Origin of the sequence: Allobosea robiniae, assembly GCF_900102525.1 — a bacterium.
Taxonomy (GTDB): domain Bacteria; phylum Pseudomonadota; class Alphaproteobacteria; order Rhizobiales; family Beijerinckiaceae; genus Allobosea; species Allobosea robiniae.
The window spans coordinates 42,166-60,168 of sequence record NZ_FNBZ01000012.1; the positions used below are offsets into that span (position 1 = coordinate 42,166).

At 67.0% G+C, this 18,003-nt stretch carries 15 protein-coding genes; 11 read left to right on the forward strand and 4 right to left on the reverse strand.

Annotation, left to right across the window (positions count from 1 at the left end; genetic code table 11):
* Window positions 1-2 precede the first annotated feature (2 nt).
* From BLQ70_RS24210 to BLQ70_RS24220, 3 genes are all read left to right on the forward strand, one after another.
* Window positions 3-2,588 carry an ABC transporter permease gene (locus BLQ70_RS24210; protein WP_091862567.1) on the forward strand — a complete coding sequence of 862 codons (2,586 nt, stop codon included), beginning with the start codon at window positions 3-5 and terminating at the stop codon, window positions 2,586-2,588.
* Between the two features lie 219 nt (window positions 2,589-2,807).
* Window positions 2,808-3,590: a Bax inhibitor-1/YccA family protein gene (locus tag BLQ70_RS24215; protein WP_061966494.1), complete on the forward strand. Its 783-nt coding sequence runs from the start codon at window positions 2,808-2,810 to the stop codon at window positions 3,588-3,590.
* Window positions 3,591-3,697: 107 nt separating this feature from the next.
* Window positions 3,698-4,234, forward strand: a complete 537-nt coding sequence (locus BLQ70_RS24220; RefSeq protein WP_091862570.1) for a GNAT family N-acetyltransferase — start codon at window positions 3,698-3,700, stop codon at window positions 4,232-4,234.
* 20 nt (window positions 4,235-4,254) lie between these two features.
* Here BLQ70_RS24220 and BLQ70_RS24225 read toward each other — a convergent pair whose 3' ends face one another.
* Both BLQ70_RS24225 and BLQ70_RS24230 read right to left on the reverse strand, forming a co-directional pair.
* Window positions 4,255-4,623 carry a DUF2794 domain-containing protein gene (locus tag BLQ70_RS24225; protein WP_061966492.1) on the reverse strand — a complete coding sequence of 123 codons (369 nt, stop codon included), beginning with the start codon at window positions 4,621-4,623 and terminating at the stop codon, window positions 4,255-4,257.
* 347 nt (window positions 4,624-4,970) lie between these two features.
* Window positions 4,971-5,519 (reverse strand): peroxidase-related enzyme, encoded by a 549-nt coding sequence (locus BLQ70_RS24230; RefSeq protein ID WP_061966491.1) that lies wholly within the window; start codon window positions 5,517-5,519, stop codon window positions 4,971-4,973.
* Between the two features lie 181 nt (window positions 5,520-5,700).
* On the opposite strand from BLQ70_RS24230, the gene BLQ70_RS24235 reads away from it, so the two are divergent.
* The 4 genes from BLQ70_RS24235 (at window position 5,701) to BLQ70_RS24250 (ending at window position 11,475) form a co-directional block, all read left to right on the forward strand.
* Window positions 5,701-10,533 (forward strand): NAD-glutamate dehydrogenase, encoded by a 4,833-nt coding sequence (locus BLQ70_RS24235; RefSeq protein ID WP_091862578.1) that lies wholly within the window; start codon window positions 5,701-5,703, stop codon window positions 10,531-10,533.
* Between the two features lie 108 nt (window positions 10,534-10,641).
* Window positions 10,642-10,839: a Trm112 family protein gene (locus tag BLQ70_RS24240; protein WP_061966490.1), complete on the forward strand. Its 198-nt coding sequence runs from the start codon at window positions 10,642-10,644 to the stop codon at window positions 10,837-10,839.
* Between the two features lie 64 nt (window positions 10,840-10,903).
* Entirely contained in the window at window positions 10,904-11,173 is a 270-nt protein-coding gene (locus BLQ70_RS24245; protein WP_091862580.1) for a CopG family ribbon-helix-helix protein, read from the forward strand.
* A complete protein-coding gene (locus BLQ70_RS24250; protein WP_091862582.1) occupies window positions 11,170-11,475 on the forward strand; it encodes a type II toxin-antitoxin system RelE/ParE family toxin in 306 nt (101 codons plus the stop codon). The genes BLQ70_RS24245 and BLQ70_RS24250 overlap by 4 nt, the downstream gene beginning before the upstream one ends.
* 9 nt (window positions 11,476-11,484) lie before the next feature.
* Here BLQ70_RS24250 and BLQ70_RS24255 read toward each other — a convergent pair whose 3' ends face one another.
* On the reverse strand, window positions 11,485-12,735 hold the full coding sequence (locus BLQ70_RS24255; RefSeq protein ID WP_091862585.1) for a ubiquinone biosynthesis hydroxylase: 1,251 nt from the start codon (window positions 12,733-12,735) through the stop codon (window positions 11,485-11,487).
* 123 nt (window positions 12,736-12,858) lie between these two features.
* Here BLQ70_RS24255 and tesB point away from each other — a divergent pair, with 123 nt between their 5' ends.
* From tesB to BLQ70_RS24270, 3 genes are all read left to right on the forward strand, one after another.
* A complete protein-coding gene (gene tesB, locus BLQ70_RS24260; RefSeq protein ID WP_091862605.1) occupies window positions 12,859-13,725 on the forward strand; it encodes an acyl-CoA thioesterase II in 867 nt (288 codons plus the stop codon).
* 238 nt (window positions 13,726-13,963) lie between these two features.
* Complete coding sequence (locus BLQ70_RS24265; protein ID WP_061966489.1) at window positions 13,964-14,302, forward strand: P-II family nitrogen regulator; 339 nt, start codon at window positions 13,964-13,966, stop codon at window positions 14,300-14,302.
* Between the two features lie 28 nt (window positions 14,303-14,330).
* Complete coding sequence (locus BLQ70_RS24270) at window positions 14,331-15,668, forward strand: ammonium transporter (RefSeq protein ID WP_091862609.1); 1,338 nt, start codon at window positions 14,331-14,333, stop codon at window positions 15,666-15,668.
* 62 nt (window positions 15,669-15,730) lie between these two features.
* Here the strand turns inward: BLQ70_RS24270 and BLQ70_RS24275 are convergent, their stop codons facing one another.
* Window positions 15,731-16,063 carry an antibiotic biosynthesis monooxygenase family protein gene (locus BLQ70_RS24275; RefSeq protein WP_091862588.1) on the reverse strand — a complete coding sequence of 111 codons (333 nt, stop codon included), beginning with the start codon at window positions 16,061-16,063 and terminating at the stop codon, window positions 15,731-15,733.
* A 186-nt stretch (window positions 16,064-16,249) separates the two neighbouring features.
* On the opposite strand from BLQ70_RS24275, the gene BLQ70_RS24280 reads away from it, so the two are divergent.
* A partial coding sequence (locus BLQ70_RS24280; RefSeq protein ID WP_091862591.1) for a DNA translocase FtsK occupies window positions 16,250-18,003 on the forward strand: 1,754 nt, incomplete at its 3' end.

An 18,003-nucleotide genomic window follows, 5' to 3' on the forward strand; every position in this document is an offset into this window, starting at 1 on the left:
CGATGCACGCTCCCGTCAAGCCGCCGCAAAGCCCGGCCTATCGAACCCTAGGCATCGGCCTCGTCCTGCGCCTCGCGATCCGCGACCTGCGCGCGGGCCTGCGCGGCTTCGGCATCTTCATCGCCTGCCTCGCGCTCGGCGTGATGACTATCGCCGCCGTCGCCTCCGCCTCGCGCGGCCTGACCGAGGGGCTGGCCCGCGAAGGCCGTCGCATCCTCGGCGGCGACGCCGCCTTCAGCCTGATCCATCGCGAGGCGACACCGCCCGAACTCGCCTTCCTGACCGCACGCGGCACCGTTTCCAGCATCGCCACCATGCGCGGCATGGCCAATGCAGGCGAGAAGGGCGCGGCTCTCGTCGAGATCAAGGCGGTCGACGCCGCCTATCCCAGCATCGGCACGGTCGAGACCGACCCACGGACGCCGCTGTCCGGCCTGCTCGACCAGCGCGACGGCGTCTATGGCGCGGTCGCCGACCCTGTCCTGTTCGGGCGGCTCGACCTCAAGCCCGGCGACATCGTCACGGTCGGCGGCGCGAAAATCCAGCTGCGTGCCAATCTCGTTTCCGAGCCCGACAAGATCGCGGCTGGCGTCGGCTTTGGCCCGCGCCTTCTGATGTCGCAGGAGGCCCTGAAGGCGACCGGCCTGATCCAGCCCGGCAGCCTGATCCGCTGGACCTACCGCCTCCAGCTCCCGCAAGCCGCGACGAGCGATACCGATCTCGAGAAGCTGATCGCCGATGCCGGCGCGCAGCAGCGCGATGCCGGCTGGGAAATCCGCTCCCGCGCCAATGCCGCGCCGAGCTTCCAGCGCAATCTCGAGCGCTTCACCCAGTTCCTGACGCTGGTCGGCCTCACCGCCCTGCTGGTCGGCGGCGTTGGCGTCGCCAATGCGGTGCGCCGCTTCGTCGAGGCAAAGAAGCTCGATTTCGCCACGATGAAGGCCGTCGGCGCCACGGGCGGACGCGTCGTCGCGATCCACCTGACCGAGGTCATGCTCGTCGCCGCGATCGGCACAGCGATCGGCCTCGTGCTCGGCGCCGCCGCGCCCTTCGGCCTCGGCGCCGTCGTCCAGAGCATCCTGCCGGTGCCGTTCGAGCCGACGCTGGCGCCGGGCGAGCTCGCCATCGCCGCGCTGTACGGCCTGCTGACGGCGTTCGTCTTCGCGATCATCCCGCTCGGCCGCGCCCATGACATTTCCGTCTCGGCCCTGTTCCGCGACAAGGTCGAGCCCGATCCGCGCCGCCCGCGCGCGATCTATCTGGTGCTCTGCGCGCTTGCGCTGGCCGGTCTCGCCGGCGTCGCCATCGGCTTCGCCTATGATCGCCGGATCGCGCTGATCTATATCGGCGTGATGTTCGGCGTCTTCCTCCTGCTGCGTGCCGTCTCGTTCGGCCTGATGGCAATCGCCCGCCGCATCCCGCGTCCGCGCCGCCCGGCGCTCCGCATGGCCCTCGCCAACAGCCACCGGCCGGGCGCTCTGACGCCCGCGCTCGTGCTCTCGCTCGGCCTCGGCGTCGCGCTGCTCTCGGCGCTCTCTTTCATCGATGTCAGCCTGACCCGGCAGCTCACCGGCGCCCTGCCCGACAAGGCGCCGAGCTTCTTCTTCCTCGACGTGCCCAGCCGCGATTCCGAGCGCTTTGACGCCTTCCTCGCGGCGGAACGGCCGGGAGCGAAGACCGAGCGCGTGCCGATGATGCGCGGCCGCATCGTCTCCGTGAACGAGACCCGCGCCGAAGACATCAAAGCGAGCGAGCAATCCGCCTGGGTGCTCGATGGCGACCGCGGCATCACCTATGCCGCCACCCTTCCGGAAGGCTCGCGCGTCTCCGCTGGCGAATGGTGGCCGGCCGATTATCGCGGCGAGCCATTGGTCTCCTTCGACGCCCAGAACGCTGCCGGCATCGGCCTGAAGATCGGCGACAAGCTCACCGTCAACGTGCTCGGCCGCAACATCACCGCCCGTGTCGCCAATTTCCGCACGGTCGACTGGCGCTCCTTCGGCATCAATTTCGTCATGGTGTTCTCGCCCAATACCTTCGCGGGCGCACCGCACACCAATCTCGCCACCGTCGCGTCGAGCCCCGACGGCAAGGGCGCGACCGACGCCGTGCTGATGCGCCGCCTCGCGCTCGATTTCCCGGCGGTGACGGCGGTGCGGGTCAAGGACGCGCTCGAAGCGGTCAACACCATCGTCGCCCAGCTCGCCATGGCGATCCGCGGCGCCTCCGGCCTCGCCATCGCCGCCAGCCTGCTCGTGCTCGGCGGCGCACTCGCCGCCGGACAGCGGGCGCGGCTCTATGACGCGATGATCCTGAAAACGCTCGGCGCCACCCGCCGCTTCATACTTTCGTCGTACGCCCTTGAATACGCCGCCATCGGCCTCGTCGCGGCCGTCTTCGGCGTTGTCGCGGGTACTGCGGCGGGCTGGGGCATCGTCACGCAAGTGATGCGGATCGAATTCGTCAGTGACCCGACCGGTGCAATACTCTCTGCGACTGCTGCTGTCGGGGTTACCGTCCTGTTCGGTCTGGTCGGTACGATAAAAATACTGACGAAAGCGCCAGCTTCTCATCTCAGAAATTTATGATGACTATCTGAGATCGAGCCTCGATAGACATTAAAATCCTGTAATTCTGCATGGCAGCGGCACCGAACTTCTATCACCCGCCGGGCCTTAACCATGGCGGGGTCTTGTAAGGAAAGCGAAAGCCCCTCATATTCCCGTCATCGCGACGATCGATCGCGAGGACGGCTGGTGCCTGCGCGCTTGCCGTCGTCCGAAACACCGTCAGGGGAAACTCGCTTAATGAGCAACTTCGACCGCAATGCTCCAGTCTGGGGTGCCGGCCGCGCACAGCAGACCAGCGCCGTCGAGATGGATCAGGGCCTGCGCTCGTTCATGCTCGGCGTCTACAACAACATGGTGATCGGCCTTGCGATCTCGGCGCTGTTCGCGCTGGGCATCAACAAGATGGCCGTGACCGATCAGGCCAACGCCGTCGCCAAGATCGGCAACACCTATCTCACCTCCTTCGGCCAGCTGCTTTATGGCACGCCGTTGATGTGGGTGGTCGCGCTGGCGCCGCTGGCCTTCATCTTCTTCTTCTCGTTCCGCGCCGACAAGATGTCGGCCTCGTCCGCCCGGACGATGTTCTTCGCCTTCGCGGCGGTGATGGGCGTCTCGCTTTCGACGATCCTGATCCGCTACACCGGCGCGTCGGTGGTGCAGGTCTTCTTCATCACCGCGGCGGCCTTCGGTGGCCTCAGCCTCTACGGCTACACCACCTCGAAGTCGCTCTCCGGCATGGGCTCGTTCCTGGTCATGGGCCTGATCGGCCTGATCCTGGCCTCGATCGTGAACATCTTCCTGGCCTCGGGCGCTCTGGGCTTCGTCATCTCGCTGGTCGGCGTCGGCATCTTCGCCGGCCTGACCGCCTGGGACACCCAGCGCCTGAAGGAGATGTATCTCTACTCCGAGCTCGGCCCGGAGGAAGCTGCGAAGCTCTCGGTGAACGGCGCGCTGTCGCTCTACCTGAACTTCATCAACATGTTCCAGTTCCTGCTCGCGCTGATCGGCAACCGCGAGTGAGAATGACAGGCTCCTGAACAGGAGCGCACGAGCCCCGGCCTCACGGCCGGGGCTTTTTCTTTGAGCGGGCCTTCCCTTCTGGCACGCAGATTGCTCATGCTTTGGGCATGACGCCGCCTTCGATCCGCCCGGCCGCAACGGCCGACATCCCCGCCATCGCCGCGATCTACACCCATGCGGTGCTGCACGGCACCGCCTCCTGGGAGCTGGAGCCGCCGGGCGAGGCCGAGATGCAGCGGCGCTACGAGGCGATCCTGGCCGGCGGCTACCCCTATCTCGTCGCGGAGCGGGAGGGTGCCATCCTCGGCTATGCCTATGCCGGCGCCTACCGGCCGCGCCCGGCCTATCGCGCCACCGTCGAGAACTCGATTTATCTCGCGCCCACCGCGCAGGGCCTTGGCATCGGCAGCCTGCTGCTCGACGCCCTGATGCAGGCCTGCGCCGCGCGCGGCTTCCGCCAGATGATCGCGGTGATCGGGGACGGCACCGGCGCCTCGATCGGCTCGCGCCGCCTGCATGAGCGCGCCGGCTTTCACCTGATCGGCGTTGCCGAGAAGGTCGGCTTCAAGCACGGCCGCTGGCTCGATCAGATGCTGATGCAGAAGGAACTGGGCGAGGGCGACCGCACGCCGCCGGGCATCTGAACCCGGCGCGGGCAGGCCTGTCAGCTCACCACGCTGAGCTTGTTGTCGAGCACCTTGAGCACGCGCGAGAGTTCCGAGCCGCGCTTCAGGATCAGCCCGGTCGCCGCGACGACCGAATAGGCGCCCTGCCGCCGCGCCAGCGCCGGATCCTTGACGATCCGGTAGAGCGGCATCTCCGACGAGCGCCGGAACACCGAGAACTGCGCCTTGTCCTTCAGGAAATCGATGGCGTAGTCACGCCATTCGCCGGCCGCGACCATGCGGCCATAGAGGTTGAGCAATTCGCTGAGTTCGCGCCGGTCGAAGGTCACGGGCGCCGGGCGCGCCGGCACCGGGAAATTGACGACCGCACCGGCGGCTTGCGATTGCGGCGTTTCGCTTTCGCTCATGGCGCCTCCCTGTCCGGGGCCTCACCAAATCATTCCGGGATGATGCGCCCGCAGTCCTGCGCTGGCAAGGGATGCCGGCGCAGCAATCACATTCGCGCGTGAGTCGAGCCCTCACGGCGATTGCCCCATTTTCGCCGCGAACGCGTCAAGCGAGCGCCAAGTTGCGCCGTTCAACTCTCCTCGTTGCCTCGACGGCCCGGTTTCGCTGATCACCGGTTTGTCAGCCCCCCAGCCCCCCGGAGTTCGGGCGGAGCCGGGCCACCGAGTCGGGGCCAACTAGCGGCTGGCATTGCGCCGGCCGTTTTTCTTTTGTGGCAATGCTCGCGGCCGGCGCGCCGGAACCCGGCTCACCGCACCTGCCGGTGATACTCGGCGTTGGGCCGCATATCGACCGCCGAGGCCATCCGGTTCGACATGTTGTAGAAGGACGCGACGGCGCCGATATCCCAGATGTCGCGCGCGTTGAAACCTGCCTTGCGCAGGCCTTCGCGATCCTCTTCCCCGACGAGATGCGGGGTTTCCGTCAGCTTGACCGAGAAATCGAGCATGGCGCGGTGCCGCACCGAGAGATCCGCTGCCCGGTAGTTCATCACCAGCAATTCGCCCAGCACGGGATCGCCCGAGAGCTGGCGCACCGCCGCACCATGGGCGGTGAGGCAATAATAGCAACGGTTCACGCTGGAGACCGCCACCGCGATCATCTCCCGCTCCAGCTTCGACAGGCCGGAAGGCGCCAGCATCAGGTCGTTGTAGAAGGCGGCGAAGGCCGTGAGCTTGGCATCGTCATGCGCATAGGAGGTCAGCACGTTCGGCACGAAACCGAGCTTCTCCTGGCATTTCGCGAAATAGGCCTGGTTCTCGGCCGAGAGCGCACCGGGCTTCAGATCCAGAGCCATCACGCTCGGGGGCGAATCCTGCCGCGCCGGCTCTTCTCCCACCTTGGGTTTGTCATGCTTTGTTGCCATGGTGTGTCCTGTCGAGTCGGGGGAGCGTCAGTTTGCCGCTTTTTCAGGCACGGCAAGTTGAAAGGCTCCGCAGCCTATGTCATCGCTGCGGCAAAACAACTGGGGTTGGGATATGGGCAAACGGGTGACGAACGCGACTGCGAGTGCAATCGCAGCGATCGAGGCCGCAGCCACCGGACTGAAGAGTTCGATGCCCGCCGAGTTCCCCCGCCTGCTCTTTGGCCGTTCCGTCGCCGAGGATCTCGAGGCCCTGCCGGCCGAAATGCTGGCTCACACCGCGGCCGCGGCCTTCGAGCACCTCGCCCAGCCGCGCAAGCCCGAGACGATCAACCTGCGTTTCCGTGACGAGGAATTCGGCGAGGGCGAGCGCAGGAACCAGCTCACCGTTCTCGAGGTCGTCAACGACAACAAGCCGTTCCTGCTCGATTCGACGCTGGCCGAACTGCAGGAGCAGGGCCACGAGCCGCGCCTCGTTGCCCATCCGATCCTCGCGGTCGCCCGCGACGCCAAGGGCAAGTTCGCCTCGCTCGCCGGCGAAGCCGCCGGCCGCGCGCCCGAAGGCACGCGCCGGGAGAGCCTGCTCCATATCCACGTCCCGCGCATCGACACGCCGGAGGCGCGCGAAAAGCTGCGCATCGGGCTCGAGCGCGTCTATGCCGATGTCGCGCTGGCGGTCGACGATTGGGCCGCGATGCGCGGCCGCATCACCGAGGTGATCCAGGCCTACCGCGCCAATCCGCCGCCGCTGCCGGAGGACGAGATCAACGAGGCGCTGCAATTCCTCGAATGGATCGCCGGCGACAATTTCACCCTGCTTGGCATCCGCGCCTATCGCTTCCCCGGCGGCGACGTCGCCGCCGACCCGATCGAGGGCTCGGGGCTCGGCATTCTCCGCGACCCGACGGTCAAGGTCCTGCGCAAAGGCCGCGAACTGGTCACGGTGACACCCGAGCTACGCTCCTTCCTGGCCAAGCCCCAGGCGCTCATCATCACCAAGGCCAACGTCAAGAGCCTGGTCCATCGCCGCGTTCATCTCGACTATGTCGGCGTCAAGCTGTTCACGCCGGATGGAAGGCTCGACGGCGAGCTGCGCATCGTCGGCCTGCTGACCTCGAACGCCTATACCGGCTCGGCCCGGGCCATTCCTTATCTGCGGCTGAAGGTCGCGCGCGTAGCCAAGAATATCGGCTTCGACCCGGCGAGCTATTCCGGCCGGGCGCTGATGAACGTGCTCGACGCCTATCCGCGCGACGAGCTCTTCCAGATCGACGTGGCGACGCTGGAGCAGTTCGCCCTCGACATCCTTCAGCTCACCGAGCGGCCGCGCATCCGCGCGCTTGCCCGCGTCGACGAGTTCGACCGCTTCGTCTCGATCCTCGTCTTCATCCCGAAGGACCGCTACGACACCACGGTGCGCCAGCGCGTCGGCGATTTCCTGGCGCGGGTCTACGGTGGGCGCCTCTCCGCCGCCTATCCCGCCTATCCCGAGGGGCCGCTCTCGCGCACCCACTACATCATCGGCCGGGACGAGGGCAAAACCCCGCGCGTCGAACGCGCCACGCTGGAATCCGGCATCAGCGCCATCGTCCGCACCTGGGGCGATGGGCTGAAGGACGTGCTCGACCAGGAGAAGGCCGGCCCGGCCGCCCGTGCGCTGGCCGAGCGCTATGCCGCGGCCTTCGGCGCCGCCTATCGCGAGCGCTTCTCGGCGGCTGACGCGCTCGTCGATATCGAGATGCTCCAGCAGCTCACGCCGGAGCGGAGCCGCGCCGTCAATCTCTACCGGCGCGAGGGCGACGACGCCAAGCGCGCCAATCTCAAGGTGTTCTCGCGCGGCGCGCCGATCTCGCTCTCCGCCCGTGTCCCGGTGCTGGAGAACATGGGCTTCCGCGTCGTCAACGAGCGGACCTACAACGTCATGCCGCAAGGCAATGGCGACACTGTCCGCATCTGGCTGCACGACATGACGCTGGAGCGCGCCGACGACGGCGAGATCGATATCGAGCATCTCGATCCGACCATCGAGGCGGCGCTGATGGCGCAGTTCCGCGGCCTCGCCGAATCCGATCGCTTCGACCAGCTCGTGCTCGCCGCCGGCCTCGCCTGGCGGGAAGCGGCCCTGCTGCGCGCCTTCGGCCGCTATCTGCGCCAGGCCGGCGCGCCCTACGCTCAGGGTTATATCGCCGACGCCCTGACCAGCCATCCCGACATCGCCTCGGGACTCGTCGCCTATTTCGCCGCGAAGTTCGACCCGCGTGTCCCGGCGGGCGAGCGCGAGCAGCGCATGGCCCAGAAGCATGCCGAGATCGAAGAGGCACTCGACGCCGTCACCAGCCTCGACGACGACCGCATCCTGCGCCGCCTCGTCAATCTGGTCGATGCTGCGCTACGCACCAACTTCTTCCAGATCGGCCCCGACGGCCAGCCGCGCCAGACCATCACCTTCAAGTTCGACTGTGCCAGGGTCGACGGCCTGCCGCTGCCACGCCCGCTCTACGAGATCTTCGTCTATTCGCCACGCGTCGAGGGCATCCATATGCGCTTCGGCAAGGTCGCCCGCGGCGGCCTGCGCTGGTCCGACCGGCCGCAGGATTTCCGCACCGAGGTGCTCGGCCTGGTCAAGGCGCAGCAGGTCAAGAACGCGGTGATCGTGCCGGTCGGCGCCAAGGGCGGCTTCTTCCCGAAGCAGCTTCCGCCGGCCTCCGACCGCGCCGCCTGGCTCGCCGAGGGCACCGAGAGCTACCGCATCTTCATCCGCAACCTGCTCGAGCTCACCGACAATCTCGACGGCGAGACCATCGTGCCGCCGCCGGAAACGGTGCGCCATGACGGCGACGATCCTTACCTCGTCGTCGCCGCCGACAAGGGCACCGCGACCTTCTCCGACACCGCCAACGCGATCTCGCTGGAGAAGCATCACTGGCTCGGCGACGCCTTCGCCTCCGGCGGCTCGCAGGGCTACGATCACAAGGGCATGGGCATCACGGCTCGCGGCGGCTGGGAAGCGGTGAAGCGCCATTTCCGCGAGGTCGATATCGACATCCAGACCACGCCCTTCACCGTCGCCGGCGTCGGCGACATGTCGGGCGACGTCTTCGGCAACGGCATGCTGCTCTCGCCGGCGATCAAGCTGGTCGCGGCCTTCGACCACCGCGACATCTTCCTCGATCCCGACCCGGACACGGCGAAGTCCCTGGCTGAGCGCCAGCGCCTGTTCAAGCTGCCGCGCTCGTCCTGGGCCGATTACGACAAGAGCCTGATCTCGAAGGGCGGCGGCGTGTTCTCGCGCCAGGCCAAGAGCATCCCGCTCTCCCCGGAAGTTCGGGCGCTGCTCGATCTCGACAAGAAGGAGGTTTCGCCGCCCGAGCTGATGACGGCGATCCTTAAGAGCCGCGTCGACCTGCTCTGGTTCGGTGGCATCGGCACCTATATCCGCGCCTCCGACGAGACCGACGCCCAGGTCGGCGACCGCGCCAATGATCCGATCCGCATCACCGGCAACGATCTCAGGACGCGGGTCGTCGGCGAGGGCGCCAATCTCGGCGTCACCCAGCGTGGCCGCATCGAGGCGGCTCGCAAGGGCATCAGGATCAACACCGACGCGATCGACAACTCCGCCGGCGTCAACACCTCCGACGTCGAAGTCAACATCAAGATCGCGCTCGCCGGCCCGGTGAAGGACGGCCGCCTGAAGGAAGACAAGCGCAACGAATTGCTGGCCGCGATGACCGACGAGGTCGGCGACCTCGTCCTGCGCAACAACTACCTGCAGACGCTGGCGCTTTCGCTGACGGAGGCGCAAGGATCGGCCGCAACGCCGGGCCTGCGCTTCCTGATGCAGACGCTGGAGAAGGATGGCCGGCTCGACCGCGCGGTCGAGTACCTGCCGAGCGATGCCCAGCTCGCCGAGCGCGAGAAGCGCAGCGAAGGCCTGACCCGGCCAGAACTCGCGGTGCTGCTCGCCTATGCCAAGCTTTCAGTGCACGACGCGCTGCTCGAATCCTCGGTGCCGGACGATCCCTATCTCGCGACCGAACTCGTGCGCTATTTCCCGAAGGCGCTGCGCGAGGCCTATCCGGATGCGATCGCCAGCCACAAGCTGCGCCGCGAGATCGTGGCGACGCAGCTCGCCAACGCCATCGTCAACCGTGGCGGCCCGGCGCTCGTGCCGGTGCTGGCGGCGCTGACCCGCTCGGACGCGCCGGCCATCGCCGCGGCCTACGCGATCGCGCGCGATTCCTTCGATCTCATCGCGCTCAACGGCGAGATCGATGCGCTCGACGCGAAGATTCCCGGCAAGACCCAGCTCGGCCTCTACGGCGCCGCGCAGGAACTCGTCACCAACCGGATGGGCTGGTTCCTGCGGCGCGGCGTCGCCAAGCCCGGCACAATCGAGCAGACCATCGCGCATTACGCCAAGGGCGTGAGGGAATTGTCGGAGGAACTCGGCAGCCTGCTGCCGGAGGCCGCTTCGCAGGCAAGGCTCGCGCGCATCGCGGTGCTCTCCTCGGAAGGGGTGCCAGAAGCGCTGGCCGCTCGCGTTGCCAGCCTGCCGGCGCTGGCCGAGGCGACCGACATCGTCGATATCGCCGAGCGCAGCAAGCGCAGGATCGGCGAGGTCGCCCGCATCCATTTCGGCATCGATGCGCAATTCGGCCTGTCGAATCTCAAGGCGGCGGCCGCCGCCGTGCCGGCGACGGACGACTATGAGCGCCTTGCTCGCGAACGGGCGATCGAGACGCTGGACGACGCCCATTCCAACCTGACGCAGGAGGTTTCAGCCTCGGCCAAGGGCGAGGGCACGCTGGAAAGCTGGCTGGCGGAGCGCGGCGAGGATGCGGAACGCACCCGCACCACGATCAACGCGATCACCAGCTCCGGTCTCACCTTGCCGAAACTGATGGTGGCAGCCGGCATGCTGGCCGACCTGCCGCGCAAGCACTAGATTGTCGAGTGCGTTACGCGCGAAGCGATCCAGGCTGAGTGTCATGGCATCGGACCGGAAGGCGGCATCCGCTTTTCGGTCCGATGCCCTTTTTGAACGGAAAGACCTATGACCGGCGAAGCCGACACGACCACCCGCATCGACCCGAAGCTGCTTGAAATCCTGGTCTGCCCGCTGACCAAGGCGACGCTGGAATACGATGCTGCGAAGCAGGAGCTGATCAGCCGCCCTGCCAAGCTGGCCTATCCGATCCGCGACGGCATCCCGATCATGCTGCCGGAAGAAGCACGCCAGCTGGAAGATTGAGGCCATTTGGCCCAATTCCAGCCTTGTGTTAGGATGTACACACTCTAACACAAGGATCACGGCGATGCCCGCGACGGAAACCATGACGATCCGGGTTTCAGCCGAAACCAAGCGGAAACTTGAACGCATCGCCGCCGGCACCCGGCGCAGCAAGTCCTTCCTCGCAGGCGAGGCTGTTTCAGCCTATGTCGACCGCGAGCTGGAGATCATCGAAGGGATCAAGCGCGGCCTCGCCGATGTCGAGGCCGGGCGGGTCGTGTCGCATGATGAAGTCATGGCGGACGCTCGCCGGATCATCGCGGATGCGCGGCGCGAGCGAGCCAGCCGGAGATGAAGCCGGTCATCTGGTCGGATGACGCCAGGCGCGATTATTTCGCTATCCTCAGACACATCGCCCAAGACAACCCAGACGCCGCCGAACGGACCGTTGATGCGATTGAGCAGACCGGCAATGCGCTCGGCGAGTTCGCGACCGGACGACCCGGTCGCGTGAACGGTACCTACGAAAAGCTGGTTCCTCGCCTGACCTACATCCTCGCCTATGCCATCGCATCCCAAGGCGAGCGTGAGGTCGTGGCGATTCTGCGCGTCATCCATACAGCGCGCGACTGGCGCGAAGAGGATTGGCCCGCATAAGCGAGACCCTTAGAGCGCCTCGCCCCGCAGCAGCCGCGGCGTCGCTCCGGCGACGCCCGCAGCCTCGCGGATGAAGAAGCGCTTCAGCCCCGGCATCCGGTCGACGATCCCAAGTCCGAGATCGCGTGCCAGCCTGACCGGCGTCGCATCGTTCGAGAACAGACGATTCAACCCGTCAGTCACCGCGCCCATCGCCACGGTGTCGAAGCGGCGCGCCTTCTCGTAATCTTCGAGCACGTCGGCCGTGCCGGGGTCGAGACCCAGCCGGGCCGCGTCGACGATGGCCTCGGCCAAAGCCGCGACGTCCTTCAGGCCCAGATTGAGCCCCTGTCCGGCGATCGGGTGGATCAGATGCGCGGCATCGCCCAGCAGGGCCAGCCGCTCGCCGACGAAACGCCGGGCCACGCCGAAGCCGAGTGGATGCGCGCTCACCGCGCTTTCAAGGGCGATCTCGCCGAGTTCAAGCCCGAAACGCCGCTCGATCTCGGCCAGCATGTCCTGGGCGTCGAGCGAAAGCAGCGGTCCGACATTCTCCTTCCGCTCGGTCCAGACGATCGACGAACGGTGTCCAAGCGCGCCGCCCTCCGTCAGCGGCAGGATCGCGAAAGGCCCCGACGGCAGGAAATGCTCGACGGCCCGTCCCTGATGAGGCCGCTCGTGGCCGATCGTCGCGACAATGCCGGACTGGCCATAGTCCCAGCCGACCCAGCCGATGCCAGCCTGTTCGCGCAGCTTCGAGCGCGCGCCGTCGGCCGCGACCAGCAAGGCAGCCTCGCAGCGCGTTCCGTCGCTGAAAACCAGCTCGACCGCCGTATCATCAGCGGTGAAGCGGCGCACGCCAGCGCTGCGGAGCTCGACACCGGCCCCCTCGCAAGCTGCCTTCAAGGCCGCGACCAGCGCTGCATTCTCGACCATATGGGCAAAGGGCTGGCCGGGCTCGACCTCGCCATCGAAGGTGAGGAAGACCGGTCGGACGGCGTCCTCGGTCCGGCTGTCCGAGACGATCATCTCCAGCATCGGCTGGGCGGTATGGGCGATCGTCTCCCAGATGCCGAGCGTCTCCAGCATCGCCCGCCCGCCGGCCGCGACCGCATAGGCGCGGTTATCGGCGCGCGGTGCAGCCGCCAGCGCCGGATCGGCCAGGATCACCGCGAAATCCTCGCCCAGCCCCTGCTTCAGCGCGAGAGCCAGCGCCAGCCCGGCGATGCCGCCGCCCGCGATGACGATGCGCATGGCGCTGTTGCCCTGTTCGATAGCCATGCCGTCCTTCTCTCCGCGTCGACTTGACGCCACGGGATGCCTCGGTGCTGATGCCAGGCGAAACCGGCTGTCCCTGTGCGGGCCGCCGGCCGCTCCGTCAACCTGACCGCGATGCCGCCGACCATGTCCCAGATCAGCGCCTCCCTGACGGCGATTCTCGACCTCGAACCGCTCGAGCGCAACCTGTTCCGCGGTCGCAGCCCGAAATCGACCTGGCCGCGCGTCTTCGGCGGGCAGGTGATCGCACAATCGCTCTATGCCGCCTGTAAGACCGTCGAGGATCGGCAGCCGCATTCGCTGCATGCCTATTTCCTGCTGGCGGGCGACCCTGAAGTGCCGATCGTCTACGAGGTCGACCGCCTGCGCGACGGCCGCTCCTTCACCACGCGGCGCGTGCTCGCCATCCAGAAGGGCGAGGCGATCTTTGCGATGTCGGCCTCCTTCCATGTCGATGAGCCCGGCTACGAGCACCAGATGCCGATGCCGAAGGTGCCGATGCCGGAAGAGCTGCCGGATCGCGAGGAGATGGCGAAACTGTTCAATTCGCCACAGCCCAATCCGCTCCAGACCTTCTACCAGCGCAAGCGGCCGATCGAGATCCGCCCGGTCGAGCTCGAACGCTATCGCGGCAGCGCCAACCTGGAGCCGAAGTTCAACGTCTGGATCCGGGCGATCGAGCCACTGCCCGACGAGCCGGCCTTCCACCAGAGCGTGCTCGCCTACGCCTCCGACCTGCTCCTGCTCGATTCCAGCCTGATCGCCCATGGCGCGACGGTGTTCGACCAGAAGATCCAGGCCGCGAGTCTCGACCACGCCCTGTGGTTCCATCGCCCGTTCCGGGCCGACGACTGGCTGCTCTATTCGCAGGACAGCCCCTCGACCTCCGGTGCGCGCGGCTTCTCGCGCGGTCTCATCTTCGATCGGCAGGGCCGCCTGGTGGCGTCAGTGGCGCAGGAAGGCCTCGTCCGACCTCGGCCTGATCTCGGCTGACCCGATTTCAGGCAGCTGCGCAGAAACCAGACGATTGCCTTATTATTAGGCAGACTCGACGGTTCTTACCGCTTCTCCTGCATGATTTCGCCTCTGGATGCGGCTTTGCCGCTCCGGGAGCACGTTGGCACGTCCCTTGAATTGCATGTTGCGACGCAACTGCGGTCCCGCAGGCGCGAGAGGTGCAACGAGATCGCCGGGGCTGACGACCGGGCGGCGCAAACGGGAAGCCCAGCACATGAAAATCGTGATGGCGATCATCAAGCCGTTCAAGCTGGAGGAGGTGCGCGACGGGCTCACCGCCGTCGGCGTTCACGGCCTGACCGTGACCGAGGTGAAGGGCTACGGCCGCCAGAAGGGTCACACCGAAATCTACCGCGGCGCCGAATACGCGGTGAGCTTCCTGCCGAAGATCAAGATCGAGGTCGCCGTCTCCGACGATCTCGTCGACCGGGTGATCGAGACGATCACCACCGCGGCCCGCACCGGCCAGATCGGTGACGGCAAGATCTTCGTCTCCTCGATCGAGAAGGCCGTGCGCATCCGCACCGGAGAGACCGATGCCGACGCGCTCTGAGCCCCGCCCCCTCAAGGAGTTTTCGACGATGATTCTCAGGACCTCGCTGCGGGCCGGATCGGCTGGTCTCGCTCTCGCCGCACTCTCGGTCAGCACCGCGCTGGCACAGGCGCCGGCTGCCGCTGCCGTTCCCAACAAGGGCGACACCGCCTGGATGCTGGTCTCGACGCTGCTCGTGCTGTTCATGACGCTGCCCGGCCTGGCGCTGTTCTATGGCGGCCTCGCCCGCTCGAAGAACATGCTCTCGGTGATGAGCCAGGTCACGGCCACCGCCGCCGTGATGTGCATCGTCTGGGTCGTCTATGGCTACAGCCTCGCCTTTACCGGCGGCGGCTCGCTGACCAGCTTCATCGGCTCCTTCTCCAAGGCCTTCCTGACCGGCGTCACCAGCGAGACGACCTCGGACACCTTCACCAAGGGCGTGGTGATCCCCGAATATGTCTTCATCTGCTTCCAGATGACCTTCGCCATGATCACGCCCGCGCTGATCGTTGGCGGCTTCGTCGAGCGCATGAAGTTCTCGGCCCTGCTGCTCTTCGTCGTGCTGTGGGCGACCTTCGTCTATTTCCCGATGGCGCACATGGTCTGGTTCTCGGAAGGGTATCTCTTCACCCTCGGCGCGCTCGACTTCGCCGGTGGCACGGTCGTCCACATCAATGCCGGCATCGCCGCGCTCGTCGGCGCGCTGGTGATCGGCAAGCGCATCGGCTACGGCAAGGAACTGATGTCGCCGCATTCGCTGACGATGACCTTCATCGGCACCGCCGTGCTCTGGGTCGGCTGGTTCGGCTTCAATGCCGGCTCGAACCTCGAGGCCACCGCCGGCGCGGCGCTCGCCATGATCAACACCTTCACGGCGACCGCCGCAGCGGCGCTGGGCTGGCTCTTCATCGAATGGATCGTCAAGGGCAAGCCCTCGCTGCTCGGCATGCTCTCAGGGATCGTCGCCGGCCTGGTCGCGGTCACCCCGGCTGCCGGCCTGGTCGGCCCGATGGGCGCGATCGTGCTCGGCGCGATCGCAGGCGTGGTCTGCTTCTTCTTCTGCACCACGGTGAAGAACGCGCTCGGCTACGATGATTCGCTCGATGTCTTCGGCGTCCACGGCGTCGGCGGCATCATCGGCTCGATCGGCACCGGCATCTTCGTCGCCCCGGCGCTGGGTGGCGTCGGCGTCGCCGATTACGCGATGGGCGCCCAGGTCTGGAAGCAGTTCGTCGCGGTCGCCGTCGCCGTCATCTGGTGCGGCGTCGGCTCCTTCGTCCTGTTCAAGATCATCGATGCGGTGGTCGGCCTGCGCGTCACCTCGGACCAGGAACGCGAGGGCCTCGACATCGCCGAGCATGGCGAGCGCGCCTACAACATGTGATCCTCCCACCGCTTCGGCGGTACCTCGACCCCGGCGGGCAACCGCCGGGGTTTTTCTTGGCGTCAACCCGGCTCGTTCACGACGATCTCGAGGACCTGTACGCCGTCGGGCAGCTCGATCAGGAATTCGGCGTCACGCGCCAGGTGATGAATGCGGCGTGGATCGGGGCCGGCGAAGCGCGACATCGCCTCGATGCTCTCCCAATAGGAGATCGTGACGAATTCGCTCTCGGTCTCGCGATCCTCCCGGAACATCTGCGCGCCCAGTGCCTTTTCCAGCAAGGGCGCCACGCCCTCGCTCCTCAGATAGACCGCGTAGGCATCCGCCTTCGCGCGCGTCGTGCGGCCGCGCCAGATACGGGCGATCCGGGCTTGAACGGTCTTCGATACGGTCATGGAACACCTCCTTTCCGTCTCGAACTCAAGGCCGCGCACCGCGATCCGTTCCATCCGCTCCCGACAATCGGCGGCAGGAACCGGCGAGCGCGGTTCAAGGTTAAGCGGGTCTTAACCTCGGCTTCCTAACCTTCCGCTGATGGCCGAATGGTGCGGCCCGACAGTCCGGACAAGACCCGAAACCGCATGCGCACGATCCGCCGCTCCCAATCGCTCATGGACCGCCTGCCTGACCCGGTGCGCGAGTTCCTGTCGCGCCGCGCCTCGGAGCTGACCGGAATGGGCGTTCTCGCCCTGATGATCGCCATCTCCACGGCGCTGGCGAGCTGGTCGGTCGACGACCCCAGTCTCAACAACGCCACCAGCGGCGCCATCCGCAACTGGCTCGGCCGCCCCGGCGCCATGGTCGCCGATCTCCTGATGCAGCTCATCGGCCTCGGCGTCATCGCCCTGCTGTTTCCGCCGGTGATCTGGGCGCTCCGGCTCGTCCGCTTCCACATCTTCGATCGCGGCGCACTGAAGCTCGGCCTCTGGGTCGTCGGCGTCGCTGCGACTGCCGCCGTCGCCAGCGCCTTGCCCGCGACCCCGCGCTGGCCGCTGCCCACCGGCATGGGCGGCGTGATCGGCGACGGTCTGCTCTTCGGCACGCGCAATATCGCGGGCATCGCCGGCGGAGCCGTCGGCAGCCTCGTCGGCTTCCTCTATGCCGGCATCGCCATTCTCGCCGTCACCGCCGCCGCTGGCTTCGGCTTCGTCACCGACGAGGACCCGGTTCTCGACAGTGACGAGGCCGAGGACAACTGGTCCGACAGCGACGAGCGCCGCGACGACGAGCCCGGCATCGCCGTCATCCTGATCGGCTGGCTCGCCCATGGCGCGATGGCGCTGCGGGCCGCGATCCTGCGCCGCCTGCCGCAGCCCCCCGAGCCGGCCGTCGATACCGGCCTGGTTCCGACCCGTGACAACGGCCGCGTTCGCCGCGAGCCGCAATTCGGCGAGGCGCCGGCCGGGCGCCGCGGCCTGCCCGATTTCGATCCCGAGCCCCTGCCCGGTGCCCGCCCCACCACGCCCGGCCGGGCGACCGGCGATTACGACGCACCTTTCGATCTCGACGACGAGCCGCAGGATCTGCGCGATCTCAACGCTCCGCGCGTGGCGATGCCGCGCGCCGCGCCGAAGCCCGGCAAGCGCATGCAGCGCGAGGCGCAGCCCTCCCTGCTCGACCGCGACTCGTTCGAATTGCCGCCGCTGACCTATCTGGCCGAGCCGAAGAAGGTCGCGGCGAACGCGGTCTCGACCGATGCGCTGGAGCAGAACGCCACGCTGCTCGAAGGCGTGCTCGAGGATTTCGGCGTGCGCGGCGAAATCTCGCAGGTGCGCCCCGGTCCGGTGGTGACCCTGTACGAGCTTGAGCCTGCGCCGGGCACGAAATCCTCCCGGGTGATCTCTTTGGCCGACGACATCGCGCGTTCGATGAGCGCGGTATCGGCGCGCGTCGCGGTGGTTCAGGGCAAGAACGCGATCGGCATCGAGCTGCCCAACACCCGCCGCGAGACCGTCTTCCTGCGCGAATTGCTCGCCAGCCAGGATTTCGAGGCGACCAAGCACAAGCTCGCGCTCTGCCTCGGCAAGACCATCGGCGGCGAGCCGGTGATCGCCGATCTCGCCCGCATGCCGCATCTGCTCGTCGCCGGCACCACCGGCTCGGGCAAGTCCGTCGCCATCAACACCATGATCCTGTCGATCCTCTACCGGCTGAAGCCGGAGGAATGCCGCCTGATCATGGTCGATCCCAAGATGCTGGAGCTCTCCGTCTATGACGGCATCCCGCATCTGCTCACCCCCGTCGTCACCGATCCCAAGAAGGCGGTCGTCGCCCTGAAATGGGCGGTGCGCGAGATGGAGGAGCGCTACAAGAAGATGTCGAAGCTCTCGGTGCG